The sequence below is a fragment of the Nocardia asteroides genome (assembly GCF_900637185.1).
Lineage (GTDB): Bacteria > Actinomycetota > Actinomycetes > Mycobacteriales > Mycobacteriaceae > Nocardia > Nocardia asteroides.
Map to the genome: position 1 here is coordinate 1,299,529 of NZ_LR134352.1, position 21,047 is coordinate 1,320,575.

General features: G+C 69.3%; 21 protein-coding genes. 8 read left to right on the forward strand and 13 right to left on the reverse strand.

What is annotated here, in order from left to right; genetic code table 11:
• Together arcA and EL493_RS06230 are read right to left on the reverse strand one after the other, a co-directional pair.
• On the reverse strand, positions 1-1,245 hold the full coding sequence (gene arcA / locus EL493_RS06225) for an arginine deiminase (RefSeq protein ID WP_019044748.1): 1,245 nt from the start codon (positions 1,243-1,245) through the stop codon (positions 1-3).
• A 25-nt stretch (positions 1,246-1,270) separates the two neighbouring features.
• Positions 1,271-2,710, reverse strand: coding sequence for a basic amino acid/polyamine antiporter (locus EL493_RS06230; protein ID WP_019044749.1), 1,440 nt, complete (start codon positions 2,708-2,710; stop codon positions 1,271-1,273).
• Between the two features lie 155 nt (positions 2,711-2,865).
• Here EL493_RS06230 and EL493_RS06235 point away from each other — a divergent pair, with 155 nt between their 5' ends.
• The gene (locus tag EL493_RS06235) at positions 2,866-3,195 is read left to right on the forward strand and encodes a hypothetical protein (protein ID WP_019044750.1); all 330 of its coding nucleotides are present in this window, start codon (positions 2,866-2,868) and stop codon (positions 3,193-3,195) included.
• 168 nt (positions 3,196-3,363) lie between these two features.
• Here EL493_RS06235 and EL493_RS06240 read toward each other — a convergent pair whose 3' ends face one another.
• From EL493_RS06240 to EL493_RS06255, 4 genes are all read right to left on the reverse strand, one after another.
• A complete protein-coding gene (locus EL493_RS06240; RefSeq protein ID WP_019044751.1) occupies positions 3,364-4,446 on the reverse strand; it encodes an NAD(P)H-dependent flavin oxidoreductase in 1,083 nt (360 codons plus the stop codon).
• Between the two features lie 71 nt (positions 4,447-4,517).
• Complete coding sequence (locus EL493_RS06245; protein ID WP_022565828.1) at positions 4,518-5,318, reverse strand: CoA-transferase subunit beta; 801 nt, start codon at positions 5,316-5,318, stop codon at positions 4,518-4,520.
• Positions 5,315-6,193 (reverse strand): CoA transferase subunit A, encoded by an 879-nt coding sequence (locus EL493_RS06250; RefSeq protein WP_019044753.1) that lies wholly within the window; start codon positions 6,191-6,193, stop codon positions 5,315-5,317. Before EL493_RS06250 ends, EL493_RS06245 begins: the two co-directional genes overlap by 4 nt.
• Before the next feature lie 6 nt (positions 6,194-6,199).
• On the reverse strand, positions 6,200-6,964 hold the full coding sequence (locus EL493_RS06255) for an enoyl-CoA hydratase family protein (protein WP_019044754.1): 765 nt from the start codon (positions 6,962-6,964) through the stop codon (positions 6,200-6,202).
• A gap of 71 nt (positions 6,965-7,035) precedes the next feature.
• On the opposite strand from EL493_RS06255, the gene EL493_RS06260 reads away from it, so the two are divergent.
• The 5 genes from EL493_RS06260 to EL493_RS06280 all read left to right on the forward strand — a co-directional run bounded on the left by EL493_RS06260 (position 7,036) and on the right by EL493_RS06280 (position 11,883).
• The gene (locus tag EL493_RS06260) at positions 7,036-7,812 is read left to right on the forward strand and encodes an SDR family oxidoreductase (RefSeq protein WP_022565829.1); all 777 of its coding nucleotides are present in this window, start codon (positions 7,036-7,038) and stop codon (positions 7,810-7,812) included.
• A 143-nt stretch (positions 7,813-7,955) separates the two neighbouring features.
• Positions 7,956-8,867 (forward strand): SDR family oxidoreductase, encoded by a 912-nt coding sequence (locus EL493_RS06265; protein ID WP_019044756.1) that lies wholly within the window; start codon positions 7,956-7,958, stop codon positions 8,865-8,867.
• A gap of 225 nt (positions 8,868-9,092) precedes the next feature.
• Positions 9,093-10,325, forward strand: a complete 1,233-nt coding sequence (locus EL493_RS33490) for a hypothetical protein (RefSeq protein WP_126405590.1) — start codon at positions 9,093-9,095, stop codon at positions 10,323-10,325.
• Positions 10,326-10,336: 11 nt separating this feature from the next.
• On the forward strand, positions 10,337-10,852 hold the full coding sequence (locus tag EL493_RS06275; protein WP_019044757.1) for an ImmA/IrrE family metallo-endopeptidase: 516 nt from the start codon (positions 10,337-10,339) through the stop codon (positions 10,850-10,852).
• Positions 10,849-11,883 (forward strand): hypothetical protein, encoded by a 1,035-nt coding sequence (locus EL493_RS06280; protein WP_019044758.1) that lies wholly within the window; start codon positions 10,849-10,851, stop codon positions 11,881-11,883. The genes EL493_RS06275 and EL493_RS06280 overlap by 4 nt, the downstream gene beginning before the upstream one ends.
• A gap of 143 nt (positions 11,884-12,026) precedes the next feature.
• On the opposite strand, the gene EL493_RS06285 is transcribed toward EL493_RS06280, so the two are convergent.
• Entirely contained in the window at positions 12,027-12,443 is a 417-nt protein-coding gene (locus tag EL493_RS06285; RefSeq protein ID WP_019044759.1) for a helix-turn-helix domain-containing protein, read from the reverse strand.
• A 365-nt stretch (positions 12,444-12,808) separates the two neighbouring features.
• Complete coding sequence (locus EL493_RS06290) at positions 12,809-13,972, reverse strand: steroid 3-ketoacyl-CoA thiolase (protein WP_019044760.1); 1,164 nt, start codon at positions 13,970-13,972, stop codon at positions 12,809-12,811.
• Between the two features lie 132 nt (positions 13,973-14,104).
• Between EL493_RS06290 and EL493_RS06295 the strand changes: the two genes are divergently transcribed.
• A complete protein-coding gene (locus EL493_RS06295) occupies positions 14,105-15,400 on the forward strand; it encodes a cytochrome P450 (protein ID WP_019044761.1) in 1,296 nt (431 codons plus the stop codon).
• A gap of 59 nt (positions 15,401-15,459) precedes the next feature.
• Here the strand turns inward: EL493_RS06295 and EL493_RS06300 are convergent, their stop codons facing one another.
• The 5 genes from EL493_RS06300 to EL493_RS06320 are packed head-to-tail and all read right to left on the reverse strand — an operon-like array spanning position 15,460 to position 19,929.
• Positions 15,460-15,882, reverse strand: a complete 423-nt coding sequence (locus EL493_RS06300) for a nuclear transport factor 2 family protein (RefSeq protein WP_019044762.1) — start codon at positions 15,880-15,882, stop codon at positions 15,460-15,462.
• On the reverse strand, positions 15,879-16,769 hold the full coding sequence (locus EL493_RS06305; protein ID WP_019044763.1) for a TIGR03619 family F420-dependent LLM class oxidoreductase: 891 nt from the start codon (positions 16,767-16,769) through the stop codon (positions 15,879-15,881). The genes EL493_RS06300 and EL493_RS06305 overlap by 4 nt, the downstream gene beginning before the upstream one ends.
• Entirely contained in the window at positions 16,766-17,935 is a 1,170-nt protein-coding gene (locus EL493_RS06310; RefSeq protein WP_019044764.1) for a thiolase domain-containing protein, read from the reverse strand. Before EL493_RS06310 ends, EL493_RS06305 begins: the two co-directional genes overlap by 4 nt.
• Positions 17,932-18,951, reverse strand: a complete 1,020-nt coding sequence (locus tag EL493_RS06315) for a thiolase domain-containing protein (RefSeq protein ID WP_022565831.1) — start codon at positions 18,949-18,951, stop codon at positions 17,932-17,934. Before EL493_RS06315 ends, EL493_RS06310 begins: the two co-directional genes overlap by 4 nt.
• A 9-nt stretch (positions 18,952-18,960) precedes the next feature.
• A complete protein-coding gene (locus EL493_RS06320; RefSeq protein ID WP_030200659.1) occupies positions 18,961-19,929 on the reverse strand; it encodes a Zn-ribbon domain-containing OB-fold protein in 969 nt (322 codons plus the stop codon).
• 61 nt (positions 19,930-19,990) lie between these two features.
• Here EL493_RS06320 and EL493_RS06325 point away from each other — a divergent pair, with 61 nt between their 5' ends.
• A complete protein-coding gene (locus EL493_RS06325) occupies positions 19,991-21,028 on the forward strand; it encodes an LLM class F420-dependent oxidoreductase (protein ID WP_019044767.1) in 1,038 nt (345 codons plus the stop codon).
• Positions 21,029-21,047 lie beyond the last annotated feature (19 nt).

The window sequence follows — 21,047 nt, forward strand, 5'->3', positions numbered from 1 at the left end:
TCAGAAGTCGACGGCGTCGCGGACGAGGGGGCAGGTCATGCAGTGACCGCCGCCGCGGCCGCGGCCGAGTTCGGCGCCCACGATGGTGATCACCTCGACGCCTTCCTTACGCAGGGCGGCGTTGGTGTGGGTGTTGCGGTCGTAGGCGAAGACGACACCGGGTTCCACGGCGACCAGGTTGTTGCCGCTGTCCCACTGCTGGCGTTCGTTGGCGTAGTAGCCGCCGCCGGTCTCCACCACCCGCAGCTTCGGCAGGTTCAGCGATTCGGCCACCACGTCCAGGAACGGCGCGCTCTCCTCGGTCACCTCGATGCCGGGGGAGCGGTCGCTGGGCCGCAGCGAGAACGGGTGGATGCCGTAGACGATGTCGGGGTACACCGTCACCAGATCGCGGTCGGCGAAGGTGAACACGGTGTCGAGGTGCATGGCCGAGCGCAGCTTGGGCATGCCGGCCACGATCACCCGCTCGGCCGCCCCCGCCGCGAACAGCGACGCGGCGACCTGCGTGATCGCCTGCCGCGACGTCCGCTCGCTCATGCCGACCAGCACCACCCCGTTGCCGACCGGCATCACGTCGCCGCCCTCGAAAGTGGCCAGCCCCCAGTCCTGTTCGGGATCACCCCACCAGATCTTCGCGCCGGTGAAGTCGGGATGGAAGGTGTAGACGGCGCTCATCAGCAGGGTCTCGTCGTGCCGGGCGGGCCAGTACAGCGGATTGAGCGTGACGCCGCCGTAGAGCCAGCAGGTGGTGTCGCGGGTGTAGAGGGTGTTCGGCAGCGGTGGCATCAGGTACTCGCGCACGCCGGTCTGTTCGCGCGCCAGCGCCAGGTAGCCCGAGCGGAAGTCGGCGGGCAGGTCCGCGGTCGCGAGTCCGCCGATCAGGTAGGTGGCCAGGGTGCGGTCGTCCAGGCTGGTCAGGTAGGCCCTGGTGTCGTCGACCAGGCCGAGCCCGACCTCGTTGGCGACGATCTTGCGATCCAGGATCCAGTCCTTCGCCCCGGGCACGGCGAGGGTCTCGGCGAGCAGATTGTGCAGTTCGACCACCTCGACGCCGCGGTCGCGCATCTTGGTCATGAAGTCGAAGTGGTCGCGCTTGGCGTTCTGCACCCACAGCACGTCGTCGAAGAGCAGATCGTCGCAGTTGGTCGGTGTGAGCCGCTCGTGGGCCAGGCCGGGCGCGCACACCAGCACCTTGCGCAGCGTGCCGACTTCGGAATGGACGCCGAATTCGGTGGTTCCGGTCATTTCTGCTCCTCGGGGTCGGACGGACTCAGATGGAGATGGCGCCGGTCGCCAGGCCGACGATGCCGATGACGGCGCCGACGGCGACGCCGGTGAACAGGATCGCCTCCCACGGCGAGAAGATCCGCTTGCCCGCCTCACGGCGGGTCAGCGCGAACAGCAGGGTGCCGGGCGCGTAGATGATGCACGACAGCAGCAGGAATTCGAGCCCGGCCGCCACCAGCATGAACGCGGTGTAGAAGGTGGCGACGAACGCGATGACGAGTTCCTTGGTGCGGTCGCCGGGCTCGATCCGCTCGTAGGTCTCCCTGGTGTAGGCGAGCTTGAGAGCGTAGGCCGCGGCCAGCAGGTACGGCACCAGCGACAGCGAACTGCACAGCTTGAGCGTGAAGGTGAAGGCATCGTCGGAGAACAGCGTGGTGATCAGCACGATCTGGATGAGCACGGTGGTGAAGATCAGCGCGACCACCGGCACCTTGTTGCCGTTGACCCGGGCCAGGAACGCGGGCATGTCCCGGTCCTGCGCCGCGACGAACAGCACCTCGGCGGCCATCAGGGTCCAGGCCAGGTACGCGCCGAGCACCGAGATGATCAGGCCGATGCTGATGAACCACGCGCCCCAGGTGCCGACCGCGGATTCGAAGACCGGCGACATCGACGGCTGCTGGGCCACGGCCAGTTCCTCGCGCGGCATGATGCCGAACGACACCATGGTCACCGACGCGAAAATGGCCAGCACGCTGAGGAAGCCGAGCACGGTGGCGCGCCCGATGTCCTCGCGCTTGCGGGCGTACCTGGAGTAGACGCTCGCGCCCTCGATGCCGAGGAACACGAAGACCGTCACCAGCATGGTCGAACGCACCTGTTCCACCAGCGATTCCGAGTACCCGTCGCCGCCCCAGAAGTTGTCCGCGAACACGCCCGCGTCGAAGTAGAACAGCAGCACCACGATGAACACCAGGATCGGGACCAGCTTGGCCACGGTGACGATCTGGTTGATGGCGGCGGCCTCCTGGACCCCGCGCAGCACCATGAAGTGGAACGCCCAGATGCACACCGTCGACAGCAGCACCGCGGGCACGGTGTTGCCCTCGCCGAAGATGGGCAGCACCTGCCCGAGCGTGGATTTGATCAGCACCCAGTAGCTGACATTGCCCACACAGGCGCTGGCCCAGTACCCGAACGCGGAGAAGAAGCCAAGGTATTCCCCGAAGCCGGCCTTGGCGTAGGCGTACACACCGGCGTCGAGGTCGGGTTTGCGCACGGCCAGCGTCTGGAAGACGAAGGCCAGCATCAGCATTCCGGTGCCCGCGATCGCCCACGCGATCAGCGCGCCGAAACCGCCGGTGGCCTGCCCGAAGTTGCGCGGCAGCGAGAAGACGCCCGCGCCGACCATGGAGCCGACCACCATCGCCGACAAGGTCAGCAACGGCATCGTCTTCGTCGCGGTCTGTTCCGAGGTGGCCATCGCGCTACTCCTCCGGATCGATCCTGCGAGCTGACTGGCCGCGGTCGGCAATCATCGTGCACACGGGCGGCGTCGAGGCCCGGACCTGCCGTAGCGCCTCGATCCGCACGTGACCTCCCACGGGGATGGCGATTTCCGGCAAATTCTAAGCGACCATGGGCGGTGGGCGTCGGCTCCGCGCGCCGATCGAGACCGAGGTGTTTCCTGCCGAACCGCTGCGCGGCCCGCCCACCGGGCACCTCCTGGAGCGCGACACCGGGCTCACACGAGAGCGGGTGCTCGGTGACCGCCACCGTGGAATGGCGCAACCGCGACACCGGGGCGAGCGGGTCGACCGCGGTGGTCGTGGCGGGCGGACCCGCCGGGCAGACCGGCCGGGCGGTCGGTGTGGTGCTGCCGACGGGCGCGGGATCGAGGCGTCGGTGCGCACCACGCCGCTGGCGCATCTGCCCGGCACGGTGCAATTCACCGTCGACGTGGTCTGAAAAGAAGAGCACCGGACCGGGCGCGCACTTCGTGGGTGCGGCGTCCGATCCGGTGCTCGATCGCCCCGGTTCGACTCCGACGGTTGGCTCTGGGCCGTCGGGCAGGGCGAGTCCGGCCGGCGGCCGCGCGAATGGTGAGCGCGGCACGCCGGATTCGGTTCTGGGGGGTCAGCCCGCTTCGGGGGCGGGCACGGCGGTGAGCGAGGAGATCGCCTCGATGCGGGCGAGCGCGTCGGTGACGATCTGGTCGATCAGCTCGGCGACCGTGGGCAGGCTGTCGATGATGCCGGTGACCTGGCCGGCGGGCAGCACGCCCGCGTCGGTGCGGCCTTCGACGAGACCGGCCTTGGTCAGCATCGCCGAGTTGGCCGCCATCACGACCTGGGACCAGCTCAGGTCCTTGGTCTTGCGCATCGCGAGGCCGTCGCGCATCAGCGTCGACCACTTCATGCCGGTCATGGACTTGAACTTGGCTGCGTTGCCGACCGCGGCGGACAGGCCGCGCCAGCCGCCGGAGTGCTCCAGCTTGTCGACCAGTTCGGTGTTCAGCATCCGGTGCGGCATGCCGTCGACCTTCACCGAGACCACCGTGTCCTGCAGCCCGCGCGCCAGGTACTCCTGCTTCACGGCATCGGGCACGGTGCTCTCCTGGGTGAGCAGGAAGCGGGTGCCCATCGCGACGCCGGCGGCGCCGTAGGACAGCGCCGCGGCCAGCCCGCGCCCGTCGAAGAAACCGCCCGCCGCCACCACCGGGATGTCGACCGCGTCGAGCACCGAGGGCAGCAGCAGCGTGGTGGCGACCGGGCCGGTGTGCCCACCGCCCTCGCCGCCCTGCACGATCACCGCGTCGGCGCCCCAGGAGGCCACCTTCACCGCGTGCTTGGCGGCGCCGATCGACGGCACCACCACCACACCGGCGTCCTTGAGCTTGGCGATGAGGTCCTTCTTCGGCGCGAGCGCGAAGGAGGCGACCTTGACCTGTTCGCGGATGAGCAGGTCGATGCGGTCGACGGCATCGGTCGCGTCGGCGCGGATGTTCACGCCGAACGGTTTGTCGGTGAGCGACTTGGTCTTGGCGACCGCCGCCTCGAGCTCCTCGAAGGTCATCGTGGCCGAGGCCAGGATGCCGAGCCCGCCCGCGTTGGCGGTGGCGGCGACCAGGCGCGGGCCGGCGACCCAGCCCATGCCGGTCTGCACGACCGGATGCTCGATCCCGACCAGCTCGGTGAGCGGAGTCCGCAGCCGGCTCACGCTGTCTCCTCTCGGCGTGCTCGGGCGGCCTACGTGGTTACGCTCCGCTGCCGCCTCCGGCCGCTGACCGCTCACGCCGCCACTTCCTTCTCACGGAAACCCTTGGGGTCGAGCACGGTCCGGATGATCCGCAGCTCTTCCTCGGTGGGCAGACGGGTCTCGCCCGCCTCGGCCAGCCCGGCGATCTCGAAGGAGGTGTTCTCCGCGACCTCGTCGGCGCGCACGCCCGGATGCAGCGACAGCGCCCGCATGGTGTGCCCGGGTCCGCCGAAGTCGAACACGCCCAGGTTCGACACCACCCGGTGCAGGTGGTGGAAGCGGAAGGCTGGGTTCTCCGGGTCGACCTTGTCGTAGCCGACGCCGGAGACGATGTCGACCTTGTCGCAGAACACCCTGGCGTTGTGCTTGGGGACGAAGTAGCTGGTGGCGTGGTTGATCGTGTTGCCGGGCGCGCCGCGCACACCGAACATCTGCCGGGTCGGCTGCTGCAGCGGGCCGAAGGCGGACAGGTTCTGGTTGCCGTAGCGGTCGAGCTGGTTGGCGCCCATCACCACGTGCCTGCGGCCGGAGGCGACCACGTCGAACACCTTGGAGAACGGGATCCAGCCCTCGACGGGAGCCTTGGCGCCGATCGCGGGGACCTCGGCGAAGAACAGCGCCTCGCCGTCGGACAGCAGCAGGTCGGGCTCGAAGGTGAGCCGGGCCAGCCGGGCGCCGATGGTGGTGACCGTCGACATCGGGCTCGCCATGATCTCACCGGCTCCGCGGAAGATCTCCGCGGCGGCCACGACGCAGACCTCGGCACGGGTGATGTGCCCGCCCGTCTCCTGGCCGCCACCCCTCACGGAATCGCCTAGCGATGCTGTACTCATTTCTGCTCCTCGGCGAAAGCGTGGACGGCGGCTTGGTATTCGGCTTCGGAGACATCCAGGTAGCGGGCCTTGAACTCGGCCCACGACTCGGGCGTCTTCGCGGCTTCCACGTAGTGCTTCTGGAACTTCTCGTCGCGGCCGTAGCTGCCGGAGAAGGTGAAGTGCGCGCCGCCCGGTGCCTCGACGACACCGTCGACGAGCATGCGGTTGAGGATGATCGCCTGCTGGGGAACGGCTTTCACCAGCTCCTCGGTCTCCACGACGCGATCCACCGACACGTAGCGCTTCTCGGCGGCCAGGCAGTACAGGTCGTCGAAGTACGGGTCGACGCCGGTGTAGGCGGCGTTGCCGTGCTTGTCGGCCAGGTCCAGGTGGACGAAGGCGGCGTCCAGGTTCAGCGCGGGCATCGCCACCAGGGTCTCGGTCCGGCCGTCGGCAGCCGGGTACGGCGAGCGCACGGTCGACAGCTCGCCCTCCCAGAAGTCGACCACCGCGGAACCGAGGCCCGCCCGGATCGGCAGGAACGGCAGCCGGGCGGCGGCGGCCTGCAGGCCGCACTTGACCATGCCCTCGTCCATCTCGCGCACGGTGATCTCGCCGCCGGTGCGCGCCTTGGCGAACCACGGATCGTAGAACGGCGCCGAGTCCAGGGAGACGAAGCCGTAGTACGCCTTGCGCACCTTGCCCGCCGAGCACAGCAGACCCAGGTCGGGGCCGCCGTAGGTCACCACGGTGAGATCGGTGACGTCGGACCGCAGCAGGGCGCGCACCAGTGCCATCGGCTTGCGCCGCGAGCCCCAGCCGCCGAGGCCGATGGTCATTCCGCTGCGCAGCTCGCCGACCACCTCGTCGAGCGTCATTCGCTTGTCGCGCATAGCGTCTCAGTTCTCCTTCTTCTGCGCGGCGAGGTCGTCGTCGAAGCGGGCCCTGATCTCGTCGGCCACGCCCGCGAGGTTGAGCTCCATCGTGAAGCCCTGCTCGTAGCGGTAGGAGCGGTGCACGTCCTGCACGTCGATGCCGTTGAGCGCGCGCTTGGCGGCCCGGATCACGCGACCGTCCTTGTTCGCGATGTTCTTCGCGACCTCCATGGCGGCGGCGTCGAGTTCGGCGCGCGGCACCACCTTGTAGACCGAGCCGTAGTGGTGCAGCTGCTGGGCGGTGAGCTTGCCGGCGGTGTAGAACATGGTCCGCATCAGGTGCTGGGGGACCAGCCGGGCCAGGTGGGTGGCCGCGCCCAGCGCGCCACGGTCCACCTCGGGCAGGCCGAAGGTGGCGTCGTCGGAGGCCACGATCACGTCGGAGTTGCCGACCAGGCCGATGCCGCCGCCCAGGCAGAACCCGTTGACGGCGGTGACGACCGGAACCTGGCAGTCGTAGACGGCCGCGAAGGCGTCGAAGCAGCCGTGGTTGGCGCGGATCAGCGCGGTGTGGCCGGTGTCGGCGTTCATCTCCTTGATGTCGACGCCGGCGTTGAAGCCACGGCCCTCGGCCCGCAGGACGACCACCCGGGTCTCCGGATTACGGCCTGCCTCCCGGACCGCGTCGGCCAGGGCGAACCAACCGTCGGACGGCAGTGCGTTGACCGGCGGGTAGTCGACTGTGACGACTTCGACGCCCTCGGTTTCGGTGTGACGGTTTATCCCCATCGCATGTCCCATCGTGCGCGACTCGGGCCAACCCCGAGACAAAGCAAGCAATTGCTTGGTAGGTTAGCACGGTGGCTGTAGAAATCGACCTTTCCGAGCAGATCGTTCTGGTGACGGGTGGTGTGCGTGGCGTCGGCGCCGGAATCAGCCGGGCCTTCCTCGCCGCGGGCGCGACCGTGCTGACCTGCGCGCGCAGGCCCGCCGACGAACCGATCACGGTGGGGGATCGCGGCACCGAACACTTCACCTGCGATGTGCGCGATCCCGACGCCGTCGCCGCGATGTTCGCCGAGATCGTCGCCAGGCACGGCCGGATCGACCACGTGGTGAACAACGCGGGCGGCGCCCCGTTCGCCCTGGCCGACGCCGCGAGCCCGAAGTTCCACGCCAAGATCGTGGAGCTGAATCTGCTCGCGCCGCTGCTCATCTCGCAGCAGGCCAACGCGGTGATGCAGAAGCAGGACGCGGGCGGCTCGATCGTGATGATCACCAGCGTCAGCGGGCACCGGCCCTCGCCGGGCACCGCGGCCTACGGCGCGGCCAAGGCGGGCCTGGACAACCTGGCCACGTCCCTCGCCGTCGAATGGGCGCCACGCGTGCGGCTCAACTCCGTGGTCGTCGGCCCGGTGGAGACCGAACTCAGCCACCTGCACTACGGCGACGCCGACGGGGTGGCCGCGGTCGCCCAGACGGTGCCGATGGGCAGGCTGGCCAGCCCGGCCGACGTCGGCAACGCCGCGCTGTTCCTCGCCTCGCCGCTGGCCGCGCACGTCAGCGGCGCGACGCTGCTCGTCCACGGCGGCGGGGAACGCCCCGCCTTCCTCGACGCCGCCAACGCCAACCACTAGACCCAACCCAACCACCACGGTTTCCGGCCGCCTCGCGTCCGAGGGGCGAGACGGAACGCCGCAGGCGCAGTATCGCCCCTCGGACGCGAGGTCACGAGGCCGGAAACCCGCGGCACCAGCCGCCAGAGATACAGGAGCTTCACATGGACGACCAGCAGATCTGCGCCGGCCGCACCGTCATCGTCACCGGCGCGGGCCGCGGGATCGGCCGCGCGCACGCGCTGGCCTTCGCCGCGGCGGGCGCGCGCGTGGTGGTCAACGACGTCGGCACCGCGCTGGACGGCGCCGCCACCACCGAGACCCCCGCGCAGCAGGTCGTCGACGAGATCGTCGCCGCCGGGGGCGAGGCCGTGGCCAACTACGACGACGTCGCCGACTGGGAGGGCGCCCGCCGCCTGATCCGCCAAGCCGTCGACACCTTCGGTGGGCTGGACGTGCTGGTCAACAACGCGGGCTTCGTGCGCGACCGGATGCTGGTCAACCTGGGCGAAGACGAGTGGGACGCGGTGGTGCGCGTGCACCTCAAGGGCCACTTCGCCACCATGCGGCACGCGGCCGAGTACTGGCGCGGTGAGTCGAAGGCCGGTCGTCCGGTCGACGCCCGCGTCATCAACACCAGCTCCGGCGCCGGCCTGCAGGGCAGCGTCGGCCAGGGCAACTACGGCGCGGCCAAGGCGGGCATCGCCGGTCTCACCCTGACCGCGGCGGCCGAGTTCGGCCGTTACGGCGTCACCGTGAACGCGATCGCCCCCGCGGCCCGCACCCGGATGACCGAGACCGTCTTCGCCGACACCATGGCCGCGCCCGACGCGGGCTTCGACGCCATGGCCCCGGAGAACGTCTCCCCGCTGGTGGTGTGGCTCGGCAGCACCGAGTCGGCCGGGGTGACCGGCCGGATGTTCGAGGTCGAAGGCGGAAAGGTCGGCCTGGCGCAGGGCTGGCGCCACGGTGCCCCGGTCGACCGCGGCGCCCGCTGGAACCCCGCCGAGCTGGGCCCGGTCGTCGCCGAACTGATCGAGAAGGGCGTGCCGCCGGAGCCGGTGTACGGCGCATAGCAAACCTCCTGAGCCCAGGTCGGAGATATGTCTCCGGCCTGGGCTTATGGCATGTCACACGCGTTCAGGGGGCTGGACGACTCTTGCGCTCTTCTGCGTGGAATCAACGGTGGGTTTACTATGGGCTACTGTTCGTCGATCCCGGAATGTGTCGCGACCGGGGGTATTGCTGCGCTGAAAAACTAAGGGGATGACAAGCGCATGGCCGTTGGTCGCATCTTGCGCGTGCTTGCCGCTGCGAGCGTGTTGGCCGGTTCCGCGCTACTCGGGCCCGCCGTCGCGTTCGCCGCGCCGGAGAAGCCACCCACTCCCGCCGCTCAGGCGCCCGGGAGCGGTAGCAGTGGCAACGGCAGCAACGGTCAGGGCGACAGCGGTCCGACCACCGGCAACGGCAAACCCCAGGAGTTGCGGCTGCCCAGCGGTTCGGCAGGCGGTGACCAAGGCACCCAGGGCGGTGACGACAGTCAGGGCGTCGGCACCGACCCCGTCGATCCACAGCGGCCAGCGGGCGCGCCGGTCGCGGGCGAGGGTGAGTGGCAGCCGCTGACGATTCCCGGCCAGTCCACCGCCGATGTTCCCAAGAAAGAGGTCGCGGGCACCGGCTCCGCGGCCGCCGGTTCGGCCGCCGCCGCGGGTTCGGCGGGCGCTGCCGCGGTCCTCGGCACCGGTTCGGCGGGCATCGGCCTGCTGATCGGCACCGGTTCGGCCGGTGTCGGCGCCATCCTCGGCACCGGCTCGGCCGGTGTGGCCGCCGTCCTCGGTACCGGTTCCGCCGGCGCCGCCGCGGTCCTCGGTACCGGTTCCGCCGGTGCCGCCGCAGTGCTCGGTACCGGTTCGGCGGGCGCCGCCGCCGTGCTCGGGACCGGCTCGGCAGCAGTCGGCTCCGCCGCCGTCGGCACCGGCTCGGCCGCGCTCGGCCTCGGTGCCGCGCTGCTCGGAACCGGTTCCGCCGCAGTGGGTTCCGCCGGTATCGGTTCGGCAGCCGTCGGCTCCGCCGGCGCGGGCTCGGCGGCGGTCGGCTCCGCGGCCGTCGGTTCGGCCGCGGTCGGTTCGGCCTCGCCGCTGCTGTTGCTGCTGATCCCCCTCCCGTCGGTCCCGGCCGCGCCCGCGTTGCCGCCGATCGCCATTCCGCCCGCGCCCACCGCACCGTCGGTGCCCTCGGTGCCGAATATCGTTGTGGCCGCACCGGTTCCGCCGGAAGCGCCAGCAGCGCCCGCACCCGCCGCGGCACCTGCCGCCGCCCCGGCGCCGGCTCCGGCCGCCGCGCCGAACCACGCTTTCAAGCCGACCAGTGACAACAGCGGGCTGCCCGAGCCCAAACTGCTGTCGGTGATCGGTGGGCTGATCGCCCTGACACTGGCCGGAACCGGTTCGGGCGCAGTGAGTTTCCAAGGTGCCGCGGCTGCCCAGGCTCGGGTCAACGCGGCGCGTGCCGAATTCTTCGGACCCAGGTCGTGAGGGGATCTTCGATGAGCAAGAGCAAGACCCAGAGCACGTCGAGGTCCTACCGCCGCGTCGCCGCCGCCGTCGACGCGGTGTGCGCGGTCGCCGCCGACTCCGACGCGACGACCCTCGATGAGGTGGTCGCCGCGATCTCCCTGGAGCGGCAGCGCGAAATCGAGATCACCAGTGCGCAATTGGGCCCCGGCGTGTGCGGCCAGCGGCGCTTCTATCCCGAGCGCGACATCATCGTGCTCGCCGACGCGCTGCCCAGCCGCGACCACACCCTGGCCCACGAGCTGGGCCATATCGTCTTCGACCACGAGGGCGCCCCCGCGGTGGAGACGACGCTCGAGGTCAGCGACGACCTGATCGCCTACATGCTCAGCCAGCGCGCGCACGCCCAGATCGTCGACGACGGCGCCGACGACCTCGCCGAATGGGAGGCCGAGACCTTCGCGGCGATGCTGATGACCCGGCTGCGCGTGTTCAACAACCGGGGCGCAGGCGTCTCGGTCCTTCGATTCGATGAGGCGCTCGGATGACTCTGTGGTTGACAGCCCTGCTGGTCTGGGTCGCCGCGGGCGCGCGCGTGGGTCGGGTGCTGGTGAAGCCGGCGACGACCGCCCGCGTGGCCATCGTCGTCGCGGTGTCGGCCGTCGCGCTCGCGGCGACCGTCGCGATTCCCGATATCGCGGTGGCCGTCGACAATCTGCTGCCCGGCGGTGTGCGCGGCGGCTGGCTGTCCACCGGTGTCGTGGCCTCGGCCTGGATCCTGTTCACCACCGCCACCTCGGTGGTCGCCTCGGCGGCGTGGCCGGTGGTGTCGCGGCGCAATCTGCGCCAGATCGCCCTGGTGATCTACGGCCTCGGCGCGCTCGCCATCGCCATCACCCTGGCCTGGTCGTTCACCTTCGGCTGGATCGTGGTGGCCCTGGGCGCGGTGTTCATCGTGACCACCGGTCTGCGCAATCTGGACTGGACCACGCTCGGTCGCGGCATCGCGATCTACACGGCGGGAACGGCTTTGGTCGCGGTGCTCGCGGTCGCCAACGCGGGCCGGGGTTTCCAGGACGCCGAGCCCACGCCGCCCGGCCAGCCCACCTGGGGCTGGCAGGCGTGGGAGATCGCCGGCCTGCTGATCGCGTTCGGCGCGGTGTCGATCGTGGTGGAGCTGTGGTGGCGGGCGCGGATTCTGTTGCGCCGGATCCGGCCGCTGCACAAGCTGATGGTCGGCCGCTTCCCCGATGTGGTGGCCCCCGAACAGAACGCGACCTCCACCCAGCTCAAGGCCTCCGACCATGTCGCCCAGGTGATGGACGCGCTGTATCTGCTCTCCGGCAGCGGCATCGTCATCCCCGCCGCGGGCGAGCCGCCCACCTCGGTGCCCGAGCGGGCCGCGGTGGTGGCGGAGTGGGCGCGAGATCCATTGGGGGACTTGTTCGTCGACGCGCGCTGGATCGCGCCGCCGCCCGGGGTGAGCCCCCGCGGCTGGGTGCTGGCGATCGCGAGCGAGTACGACGCGGCGGTGGCCGCCGCGAAATCCACGCCCAAGAGCGCGGCCGCGCCGAGCTGATTCGACGTCATACGCCGACAGAGAACGGGCCTGAGGTGGTGGATCACACCGTCTCAGGCCCGTTCACTGGGTACGTATCCGTCTTGCCCGGCCGGACCCGGTACACCACCTACGGGTGCTTCGAGCCGACCGCTGTGTGTATCCTATTCCGTTCCGTCCGGAGGAATTTCGGGCAAGCCTTCGCTGGCCCGCAACTTCTCCGCCATGGAGGTGAGCAAATTCTGTGATTCTTCCGAGAGGTCGAATGCCCTGCTGGACAGTCGACGCAGCCCGTAGCCCTGCAACTGCGCGAGCAGTTCCAGGTCGTGATCGATCTTGGCCGCGTAGATGTCGTTGAAGAAGTAGTCAGGCTTGACCTTGAAGAACTTCGCCAGGGCGGCCACCGTCTCGTCGGACGGGTTGGTTCGTTGTCCCGACCGCAACTGCGAGAGATACGGCTTCGAGATCGGATGCCCGGAGGCAGTCAGCGCAGCCGCAACCTCTGCGTTGGTGTGCGGCTTGCGCCCCGGGGGATGCACGGTTTCGAACAGCTTGTTCAGCCGCGCCGCGAAATCAGCCATTGTGAGCCGCCCAATTCCCTTCACTGTACTAACAGTCGTTATCTCGGATACGTATCATTGATATTAGCGGCTCAGTAACTGAAAACCTACGCCTGATTCGGGATTTCTCTGCGGTTTCCGACGCTCACCTGCGTGCAGGGGCCGCGACGGTCGCGTTTGCGGGTCACGCCAACGACTCTTGTGGAGCGTAGGGGTGCCCGAGTTCGTGCCCGTCGCGGGGTTCTTCAACCTCGGGTCGATGGTAGCCCAATGTTAGCTGATGTCTCATGATCCCCCTCGCCCCCTGGATTGTGTGGCGTACGACACGTTCCGGGCGCCCTGGGATGAATGTTCAACCTGGGCGCCCGGTTTCGGTGTGGGTCAGTCTACAGGCGTTCGATGATCGTTCCGGTGGCGAGCGCGCCACCGGCGCACATGAGCACCATGGCGGTGCCTTTGCCCGTGCGTTCCAGCTCGTGCAGGGCCGTGGTGATCAGCCGAGAGCCGGTGGAGCCGACCGGATGCCCGATTGCGATCGCACCGCCGTTGACATTTACCCGGTCCATGTCCGGCTGATGTACAGAAGCCCACGAAAGTGCCACCGAGGCGAATGCTTCATTGATCTCGAAAAGGTCGATATCCGAAATCTTCATTCCGGAGCGCTCGAGCAGCCGGGTGCACGCCTGCACCGGACCGTCGAGGTGGAACTCCGGCTCGGCGCCGACGAGGACCTGGGTGTGGATCCGGGCGCGCGGACGCAAACCCTTGTTCCGCGCGACGGTTTCGTCCATCAGCAGCACCGCGGCCGAGCCGTCGGAGATCTGCGACGAGGTGCCCGCGGTGTGGATGCCGTCGGCGACCACCGGCTTGAGCGCGGCCAGGCCCTCGAGCGTGGTGGCGCGCAGGCCCTGGTCCCTGGTCACCTCGAGCTTCTCGCCGGTGGCGTTGCCCTCGCTGTCGAGCACCGGCGCCGAGACCGGGAGCACTTCGCGGTCGAAGCGGCCCTCGGCCCACGCCTGGGCGGCCAACTGCTGTGAGCGCAAACCGAATTCGTCGATATCGGCGCGGGTGATGCCGCGCCGCCGCGCGATTCGCTCGGCCGCGCCGAACTGATCCGGCAGATCGATCGACCACGACGCGGGCCTGCGCGGGCCCGCCTCGGTGCCGACGTTGGCGCCCAGCGGCACGCGGCTCATCGCCTCGACGCCGCACGCGATGCCGGTGTCGATCGCGCCGGTGGCGATCAGGCCGGCGATGAGGTGGTTGGCCTGCTGGGCCGAACCGCACTGGGCGTCGATGGTGGTGGCGCCGGTCTGCCAGGGCAGGCCCGCGTGCAGCCAGGCGACGCGGGTGACGTTGTTGGACTGCTCGCCCGCCTGGGTGACGCAGCCACCGATCACCTGCTCGACCTCGGCGGGGTCGATGCCGGCCCGGTCGAGCAGGCCGCGCTGGGCCAGGCCGAGCAGCTCGGCGGCGTGCAGTCCCGAAAGCTGTCCGCGCCGCTTGCCGATCGGGGTACGCACGGCCTCGACGATCACGGGTGTGCCCATGTGATTCTCCCTCGTAACTGCAACAAGTTCTGTTCTGTAGCCCAGGGTAAAACCGCGTGGTTCTTCCGTCACGGCATGCCCTGTGCTTGAATGATTGTAGAACGTGTTTCAGTTTGTCGAAGGAGACATCTGGTGGTAGATCCGCGCACCGAACACGCCGGCCCCGGTCAAGCCACGGGTCGGCCGAACCTGCCGGACGGGTTCGACGTCACCGACCCTGCTATCTACGCCCAGCGTGTCCCGACGGAGGAATTCGCGGAGCTGCGGCGCGCCGCGCCGATCTGGTGGAACCCGAAGTCGCCCGACGTGGGCGGCTTCCACGACGACGGCTTCTGGGTCGTGAGCAAGCACGCCGACGTGAAGGAGGTGTCGCGGCGCAGCGACGTGTTCTCCACGTACGAGAACACCGCGATCCCGCGCTTCAACGACGACATCACCCGCGAGCAGATCGAACTGCAGCGGTTCGTCATCCTCAACAAGGACGCGCCGGAGCACACCAAGCTTCGCAAGCTGATCGCCAAGGGCTTCACCCCGCGCGCGGTCAACGGCCTGCGCGCCGAGCTGTCGGCCCGCGCGGAGAAGATCGTCAAGGCCGCGGCCGAGTCCGGCAGCGGCGACTTCGTCACCCAGGTCGCCTGCGAGTTGCCGCTGCAGGCGATCGCCGAGCTCATCGGCGTGCCGCAGGAAGACCGGATGAAGGTCTTCGAGTGGTCCAACGACATGACCGGCTACGACGATCCCGACAATGTCGACGTCGACCCGGTCACCGCGTCCATGGAACTGCTCGGTTACTCGTACCAGATGGCCGAGGCGCGCAAGGCCTGCCCGGCCGACGACCTGGTCACCACGCTGATCGAGGCCGACGTCGACGGTGAGGCGCTCACCCCGGAGGAGTTCGGCTTCTTCGTCATCGTGCTGGCCGTCGCCGGTAACGAGACCACCCGCAACGCCATCAGCCACGGCATGATCGCCTTCATGGACAACCCCGACCAGTGGGAGCTGTTCAAGAAGGAGCGCCCGTCCACCGCGGTCGACGAGATCATCCGCTGGGCCACCCCGGTGACCTCCTTCCAGCGCACCGCGCTCGAGGACACCGAACTCAACGGCGTGCAGATCAAGAAGGGGCAGCGTCTGGTGATGCTGTACCGCTCGGCGAACTTCGACGAGGACGTCTTCGAGGATCCCGAGAAGTTCGACATCATGCGCAAGGACAACCAGCACCTGTCCTTCGGCGGAACCGGCGCCCACTTCTGTGTCGGCGCGAACCTGGCCCGCCTGGAGATCGACCTGATCTTCAACGCGATCGCCGATCACCTGCCCGACATCACCAAGGTGGGCGACCCGCGGCGACTGCACTCGGGCTGGCTCAACGGCATCAAGGAACTGCCGGTCGACTACAAGACCTCCGGGTGCCCGGTAGCGCACTGAATCCCGGAAACGAAACAGCCCCGGACCGAAAGGTCCGGGGCTGTTCTCGTCGGTGCGGGTCAGGAGACCTTGCGGGTGGTCGCCATCGCGCGGTCGACCTCCCAGAAGGCGCGCAGCGCCGCGATCTTGCCCTCGGCGTCGACCTTGTAGGTGAACACGCCCTCGGCGTCGATCACGTGGCCCGCCATGGTGGTGCGGATCATCCCGGTGAAGGCGATCTCGTTGCCGCAGGCGAAGGAGTCCTCGAAGAGGAACTCGATCGACTCGGTCAGCGCGATCGCCTTGTCCCAGAACGCGCCGATCGCCTCGTGGCCGCGATGGCCGACGCCCTCGGGGTCGAAACCCGAAGGGCCGACCGGATCTTCGACGATCCCGTCGGCGGCGAACAGGGCGACCCAGGCCGCCCGGTCCTTGGCCCGCACGGCGGCCTGGGAGGCCAGGCCCGCCGCGCGCGCCGAACGATCCACTGCCGTCTCGGTCATGCCGGCTCCTTCGCGACGATCGGATCCGCGATGTACTTCTCGGCGAACTTGCGCAGCGAATCCTGCTTGGCGGCGAGCTCGCCGTCGAAGCCGATGCCGTCGGCCAGCCACGGCACCACGATGGTGTCGGTGACCCCGGCGTCGGCCAGATCCTGATAGCCGTCGCGGCCGAACTTGTCGATGCACACGGCCTGGATCTCGAACGGCACCTCGGACCGGCCGTACTCGGCGCGCAGGTCGCCCAGGGTGGCGATGGTGGTGACCAGGTCGTCGAACTTCATCATCGCCGAGGTCCAGCCGTCACCGATCCTGGCTGCCCGGCGCAGCGCCGGGCCGGTGTGTCCGCCCACGTAGAACGGCACCCGCTCGGTTGGTGCCGGGCTGATCTGGAGCTCGTCGAAGTCGAAGAACTCACCGTGGTACTCGACCATGCCGCCGTCGAGGACCAGCCGGATGATCTCGATCATCTCGTCGACCCGGGCGCCGCGCCGCTCGTAGGGCACCCCGCACCACTCGAATTCCTCGGGCGCCCAGCCGATGCCGAGGCCGAAGCCGAAGCGGTTGCCCGACATGTTGGCGATCGAGCCGACCTGCCGGGCCAGCAACAGCGGATTGCGCGAGCCGAGCTTGAGCACATTGGTGTAGAAGCGCAGCTTCGTGGTCACCGCGGCCATCGACGCCGCGGCGATCAGCGGGTCGACCCACGGCGTCTCGGGACCCCAGAAGCGGCTGCCGTCCGGGGTGTAGGGGTAGTCCGCGGCCTGCGACTTCATGTAGAACAGCGAGTCGGGCAGGCCGATCGAGGTGAAACCGCATTCCTCGGCCGTCTTGGCCAGCTCGGTGAGCTGGTCGAGCGGGCTCAGCGCGACGCCGACGGTGAACTTCATTCCGGACGCTCGCTTCCCACGACCCACATCGAGAAGTACTGCGAGCCACCGCCGTACGCGTGGCCCATGGCCTTGCGGGCGTTCGCGACCTGGTAGTCGCCGGCCCGGCCCATGACCTGCTTGGCCGCCTCGGCGAAGCGGATCAGGCCGGAGGCGCCGATCGGGTTGGAGGAGAGCACGCCGCCGGACGGGTTCACCGGGATCCGGCCGCCGATCTCGGTCTCGCCCTTGTCGGTGAGCTTCCAGCCGTCGCCCTCGGCGGCGAAGCCCAGGTTCTCCAGCCACATCGGCTCGAACCAGGAGAACGGCACGTAGATCTCGGCGACGTCGATCTCCTCGAGCGGGTCGGTGATCCCGGCCGACTTCCACAGCGCGGCGGCCGCGTCGCGACCCGCCTGCGGATTGACCTGGTCACGCCCGGAGAAGGTGGTCGGCTCGGTGCGCATCGCGGTGCCGTGCACCCAGGCGACCTTCTTGCCCTCGGCCTCGACGGCCGCGGCGGCCTCGGCATTGCCGATCACCAGCGCGCAGGCGCCGTCGGAGGAGGGGCAGGTCTCGTCGAAGCGGATCGGATCCCACAGCATCTGGGAGGCGAGCACCGATTCGATGGTGATGTCGGGCTGGTGCAGGTGGGCCAGCGGGTTCTTCGCGCCGTTGCGCCGGTCCTTCACCGCGACCATGGCGCCGATGTGCATCGGGGCATTGGAGCGGCGGATGTAGGAGCGCACGTGCGGGGCGAAGTAGCCGCCGGCGCCCGCGCCGACCGGCATGGTGAACGGCACCGGAATCGACAACGCCCACATGGCATTCGACTCCGACTGCTTCTCCCAGGCGATCGCGAGCACCTTGCCGTGCACGCCCGCCTGCACCAGATTGGCGGCCACGACGCCGGTCGAGCCGCCCACCGAACCGGCGGTGTGCACGCGCAACAGCGGCTTGCCGATGGCGCCGAGGGCCTCGGCGAGGTAGAGCTCGGGCATCATGACGCCCTCGAAGAAGTCGGGGGCCTTGCCGACGACGACGGCATCGATGTCGTCGATGGTCAGGCCCGCGTCATCGAGCGCCCGATCGATCGCCTCGCGGCACATACCCGCCATGGATACGTCCGCGCGCTTCGTCACGTGATGAGTTTGGCCGGTGCCGAGCACCGCCGCGGGGAAGCTCATCGTGCCTCCGATTCCAGAACGGCGACCAGGTTCTGCTGCAGCGCGGGGCCGCTGGTCGCATGAGCGAGGGTCCGGTCGGCGGTGCCGGAGATGATCGCCGTGGCGGCGTTGCCGATGCGTTCCAGGCCCGCCGCGAACATCGGGTTCGCCGTCAGCGCGCCGCCGGACGGGTTGACCTTGGTCTCGGGGGACAGGCCGATCGCCTCGGCCAGGATCAGTTGCTGATGGCTGAACGGCGCGTGCAGTTCGGCCAGGTCGAAGCTGGTGTTGCCACCGGTCGCGGCCGCGGCCGCCCTGGTGGTGGAGGGCGAGCGGGTCAGGTCGCGGCCACCGAGCGCCTGGGCGTCGATATTGTGCGCGATGCCGGTGATCCACGCGGGTCGCTCGCACAGCTCCCTGGCGCGATCGCCGACCGCGAGCACGATCGCGGCGGCGCCGTCGGTGATCGGGGCGATGTCGTGCGCGCGCAGCGGATCGGCGACATACGGTGCGGCGAGCAGGGAGTCGATGTCACCGCCTGCGACGGCGGCCATCTCGCGCTCGGTCCAGCGGCCCGCGTCCAGGCCCGCGCGGGCCTGCAAGCCCGCGACCGACACGGCGTCGGGCCACAGCGGACCGACCAGGTACGGGTCGAGCTGACGCGACAGCACCTGTCGCAGGGTGCCCGCCGACGACTTGCCGAAGCCGTACACGAGCGCGGTCTGCGCCTGACCGGAGAGCAGCTTCACCCAGGCCTCGTAGAGGGCCCACGCGGCGTCCATCTCCACGTGCGACTCGTTGATCGGCGGCACGGCGCCGATCGCGTCGACCGCGGAGATGAACGAGAACGCCCGTCCCGCCAGGTAATCCGAGGACCCCGAGCACCAGAAGTCGATGTCGGTCTTGGTGATGCCGAGGTCGGCGTAGAGCTGCTGGAAGCACGGCACGAGCATCTCGACGCCGTTGGTGGTGCCGAAGGTCTCCGGCACGTGCGGTGCGTGGGCGAACCCGACCACCGCGATTTCTGGTGTACTCAACGTCGCCTCTCAGAGGTGGTGCTGGTAGGACTCGTACGGGGCATCGGGCTCGCCGCTCGGCCGGAAGTGGTCGATGTTGGCCAGCGCGTGGCCCCATTCCTCGCGCGGCTTCCACACGGCCTCGACCCGCATGCCCATGCGGACCTCGGATGCCTCGCAGCCGAGAACCAGGTGCAGGAACGGGATGTCGGCGCCGTCGAGGAGCACGTAGGCGGCCACGTACGGCGGCTTGATCCGCTGGCCGAGGAACGGCACGTTCACGATGCAGAAGGTGGTCACGGTGCCCTTGTCGGGCAGCTCGACCAGGTCGTCGGTGGGGGTGCCGTCGGTCGGGTTCGCGCCGCGCGGCGGGAAGTAGACCCGCCCGCCGGCTTCGGACCGGCCGCCGATCAGCTTGCCCTCGGCGAGGCCGCGCAGGTAGACGCTCTCCTGCGGTGAGGCGGTGTGCTTGTAGTGCATGTCGACCGGTGTGGTCAGCATGGTCACCGGCTCGGCGGTGTCCTCGGACGGTGCCTCGGCGGCCTGTTCGCCCGGCTCGAAGCAGGCGATGTCGTGAATCGTGCCGGTCCGTTCCTCGGCCCAGCGCACCCGCACGCGCAGGCCCTGGCTCACCTGGCTCGGGTCGGTCACATCCAGCGCGTGCAACATCGCCGTGTCGGCGCCGTCCAGCTGGACCAGCGCCCACGCGAACGGGCGGTCGAACGGCTGGCCGGGCAGCGGCTCGGCTACCCATGTCCACGACTGCACCGTGCCCGTCGATTCGACCTGGACCAGCTCGGCCAGCGGGGCCGAGGTGATCGGGTCGTATTCCTGTGCCGGCACCAATACCCGGCCGTCACTGCCGCGCACGCCGAGTATCCGGCGGTCGCGCAGTCCGGTCAGAAAGGCGCCGATGATGGGTCCGACGGACCTGGTGTAGTCGAACTGCACCCGAAGGGGTGCACTCAATACTTCCACTGCGGTATTCCCCTGGGTCACGATATCGAGTAGAACAGGTTCTTATTCTGCTGGCAAGGATTCGCCGGAAAGGACGTCGGCCATGAAATTCGGACTGCAACTCGGTTACTGGGGTGCGCAGCCGCCAGCCAACGCGGGCGAGCTGGTGATCGCGGCCGAGGAAACCGGCTTCGACGCCGTGTTCGCGGCCGAGTCCTGGGGGTCGGACGCGTTCACTCCGCTGGCCTGGTGGGGCTCGTCCACCTCGCGGGTGCGCCTGGGCACCTCGGTCGCGCAGCTGTCGGCGCGCACGCCCGCCGCCGCCGCGATGCACGCGCTCACCCTCGACCACCTCAGCGGCGGGCGGGCCATCCTCGGCCTCGGCGTCTCCGGTCCGCAGGTGGTGGAGGGCTGGTACGGCCAGCCGTTCGCGCAGCCGCTGCGGCGCACCCGCGAGTACGTCGACATCGTGCGCAAGGTGCTGGCCCGGGAGGCGCCGGTGACCTCCGACGGCAAGAGCTACGGGTTGCCCTACACCGGACCGGACGCGACCGGACTCGGCAAACCGCTCAAGCCGATCGTGCATCCGCTGCGCGCCGACCTGCCGATCTGGCTGGGCGCGGAGGGTCCGAAGAACGTGGCGCAGACCGCCGAGATCGCCGACGGCTGGCTGGCCATCTACTACGCGCCCCGGCTGGCCGGGATGTACAACGAGTGGCTCGACGAGGGCTTCGCCCGGCCGGGCGCGCGGCGCAGCCGAGCCGATTTCGAGATCGCCGCGAGCGCGCAGGTGGTGCTCACCGACGACCCCGCGGCCGAGATCGAGCGGATGCGCTGGGTCACCTCGCTCTACATCGGCGGCATGGGCGCGCCCGAGCTGAACTTCCACGCCCAGGTCTACAAGCGGATGGGCTACGTCGCCGAGGTCGACGAGATCTCGGCGCTGTTCCAGGCGGGCCGCAAGGCCGAGGCCGCCGCCGCGGTGCCCGATGAGCTGATCACCGACACCGCGATCTTCGGCGACGAGGCGCACGTGCGCTCGCGGCTGAAGGAATGGGAGGACGCCGGCGTGACGATGATGCTGATCTCGGTTTCCGATGTCGATCAGATGCGTCGACTTCAAACCCTTGTATCCACCTAGAACACGTTCTAAATTCGAT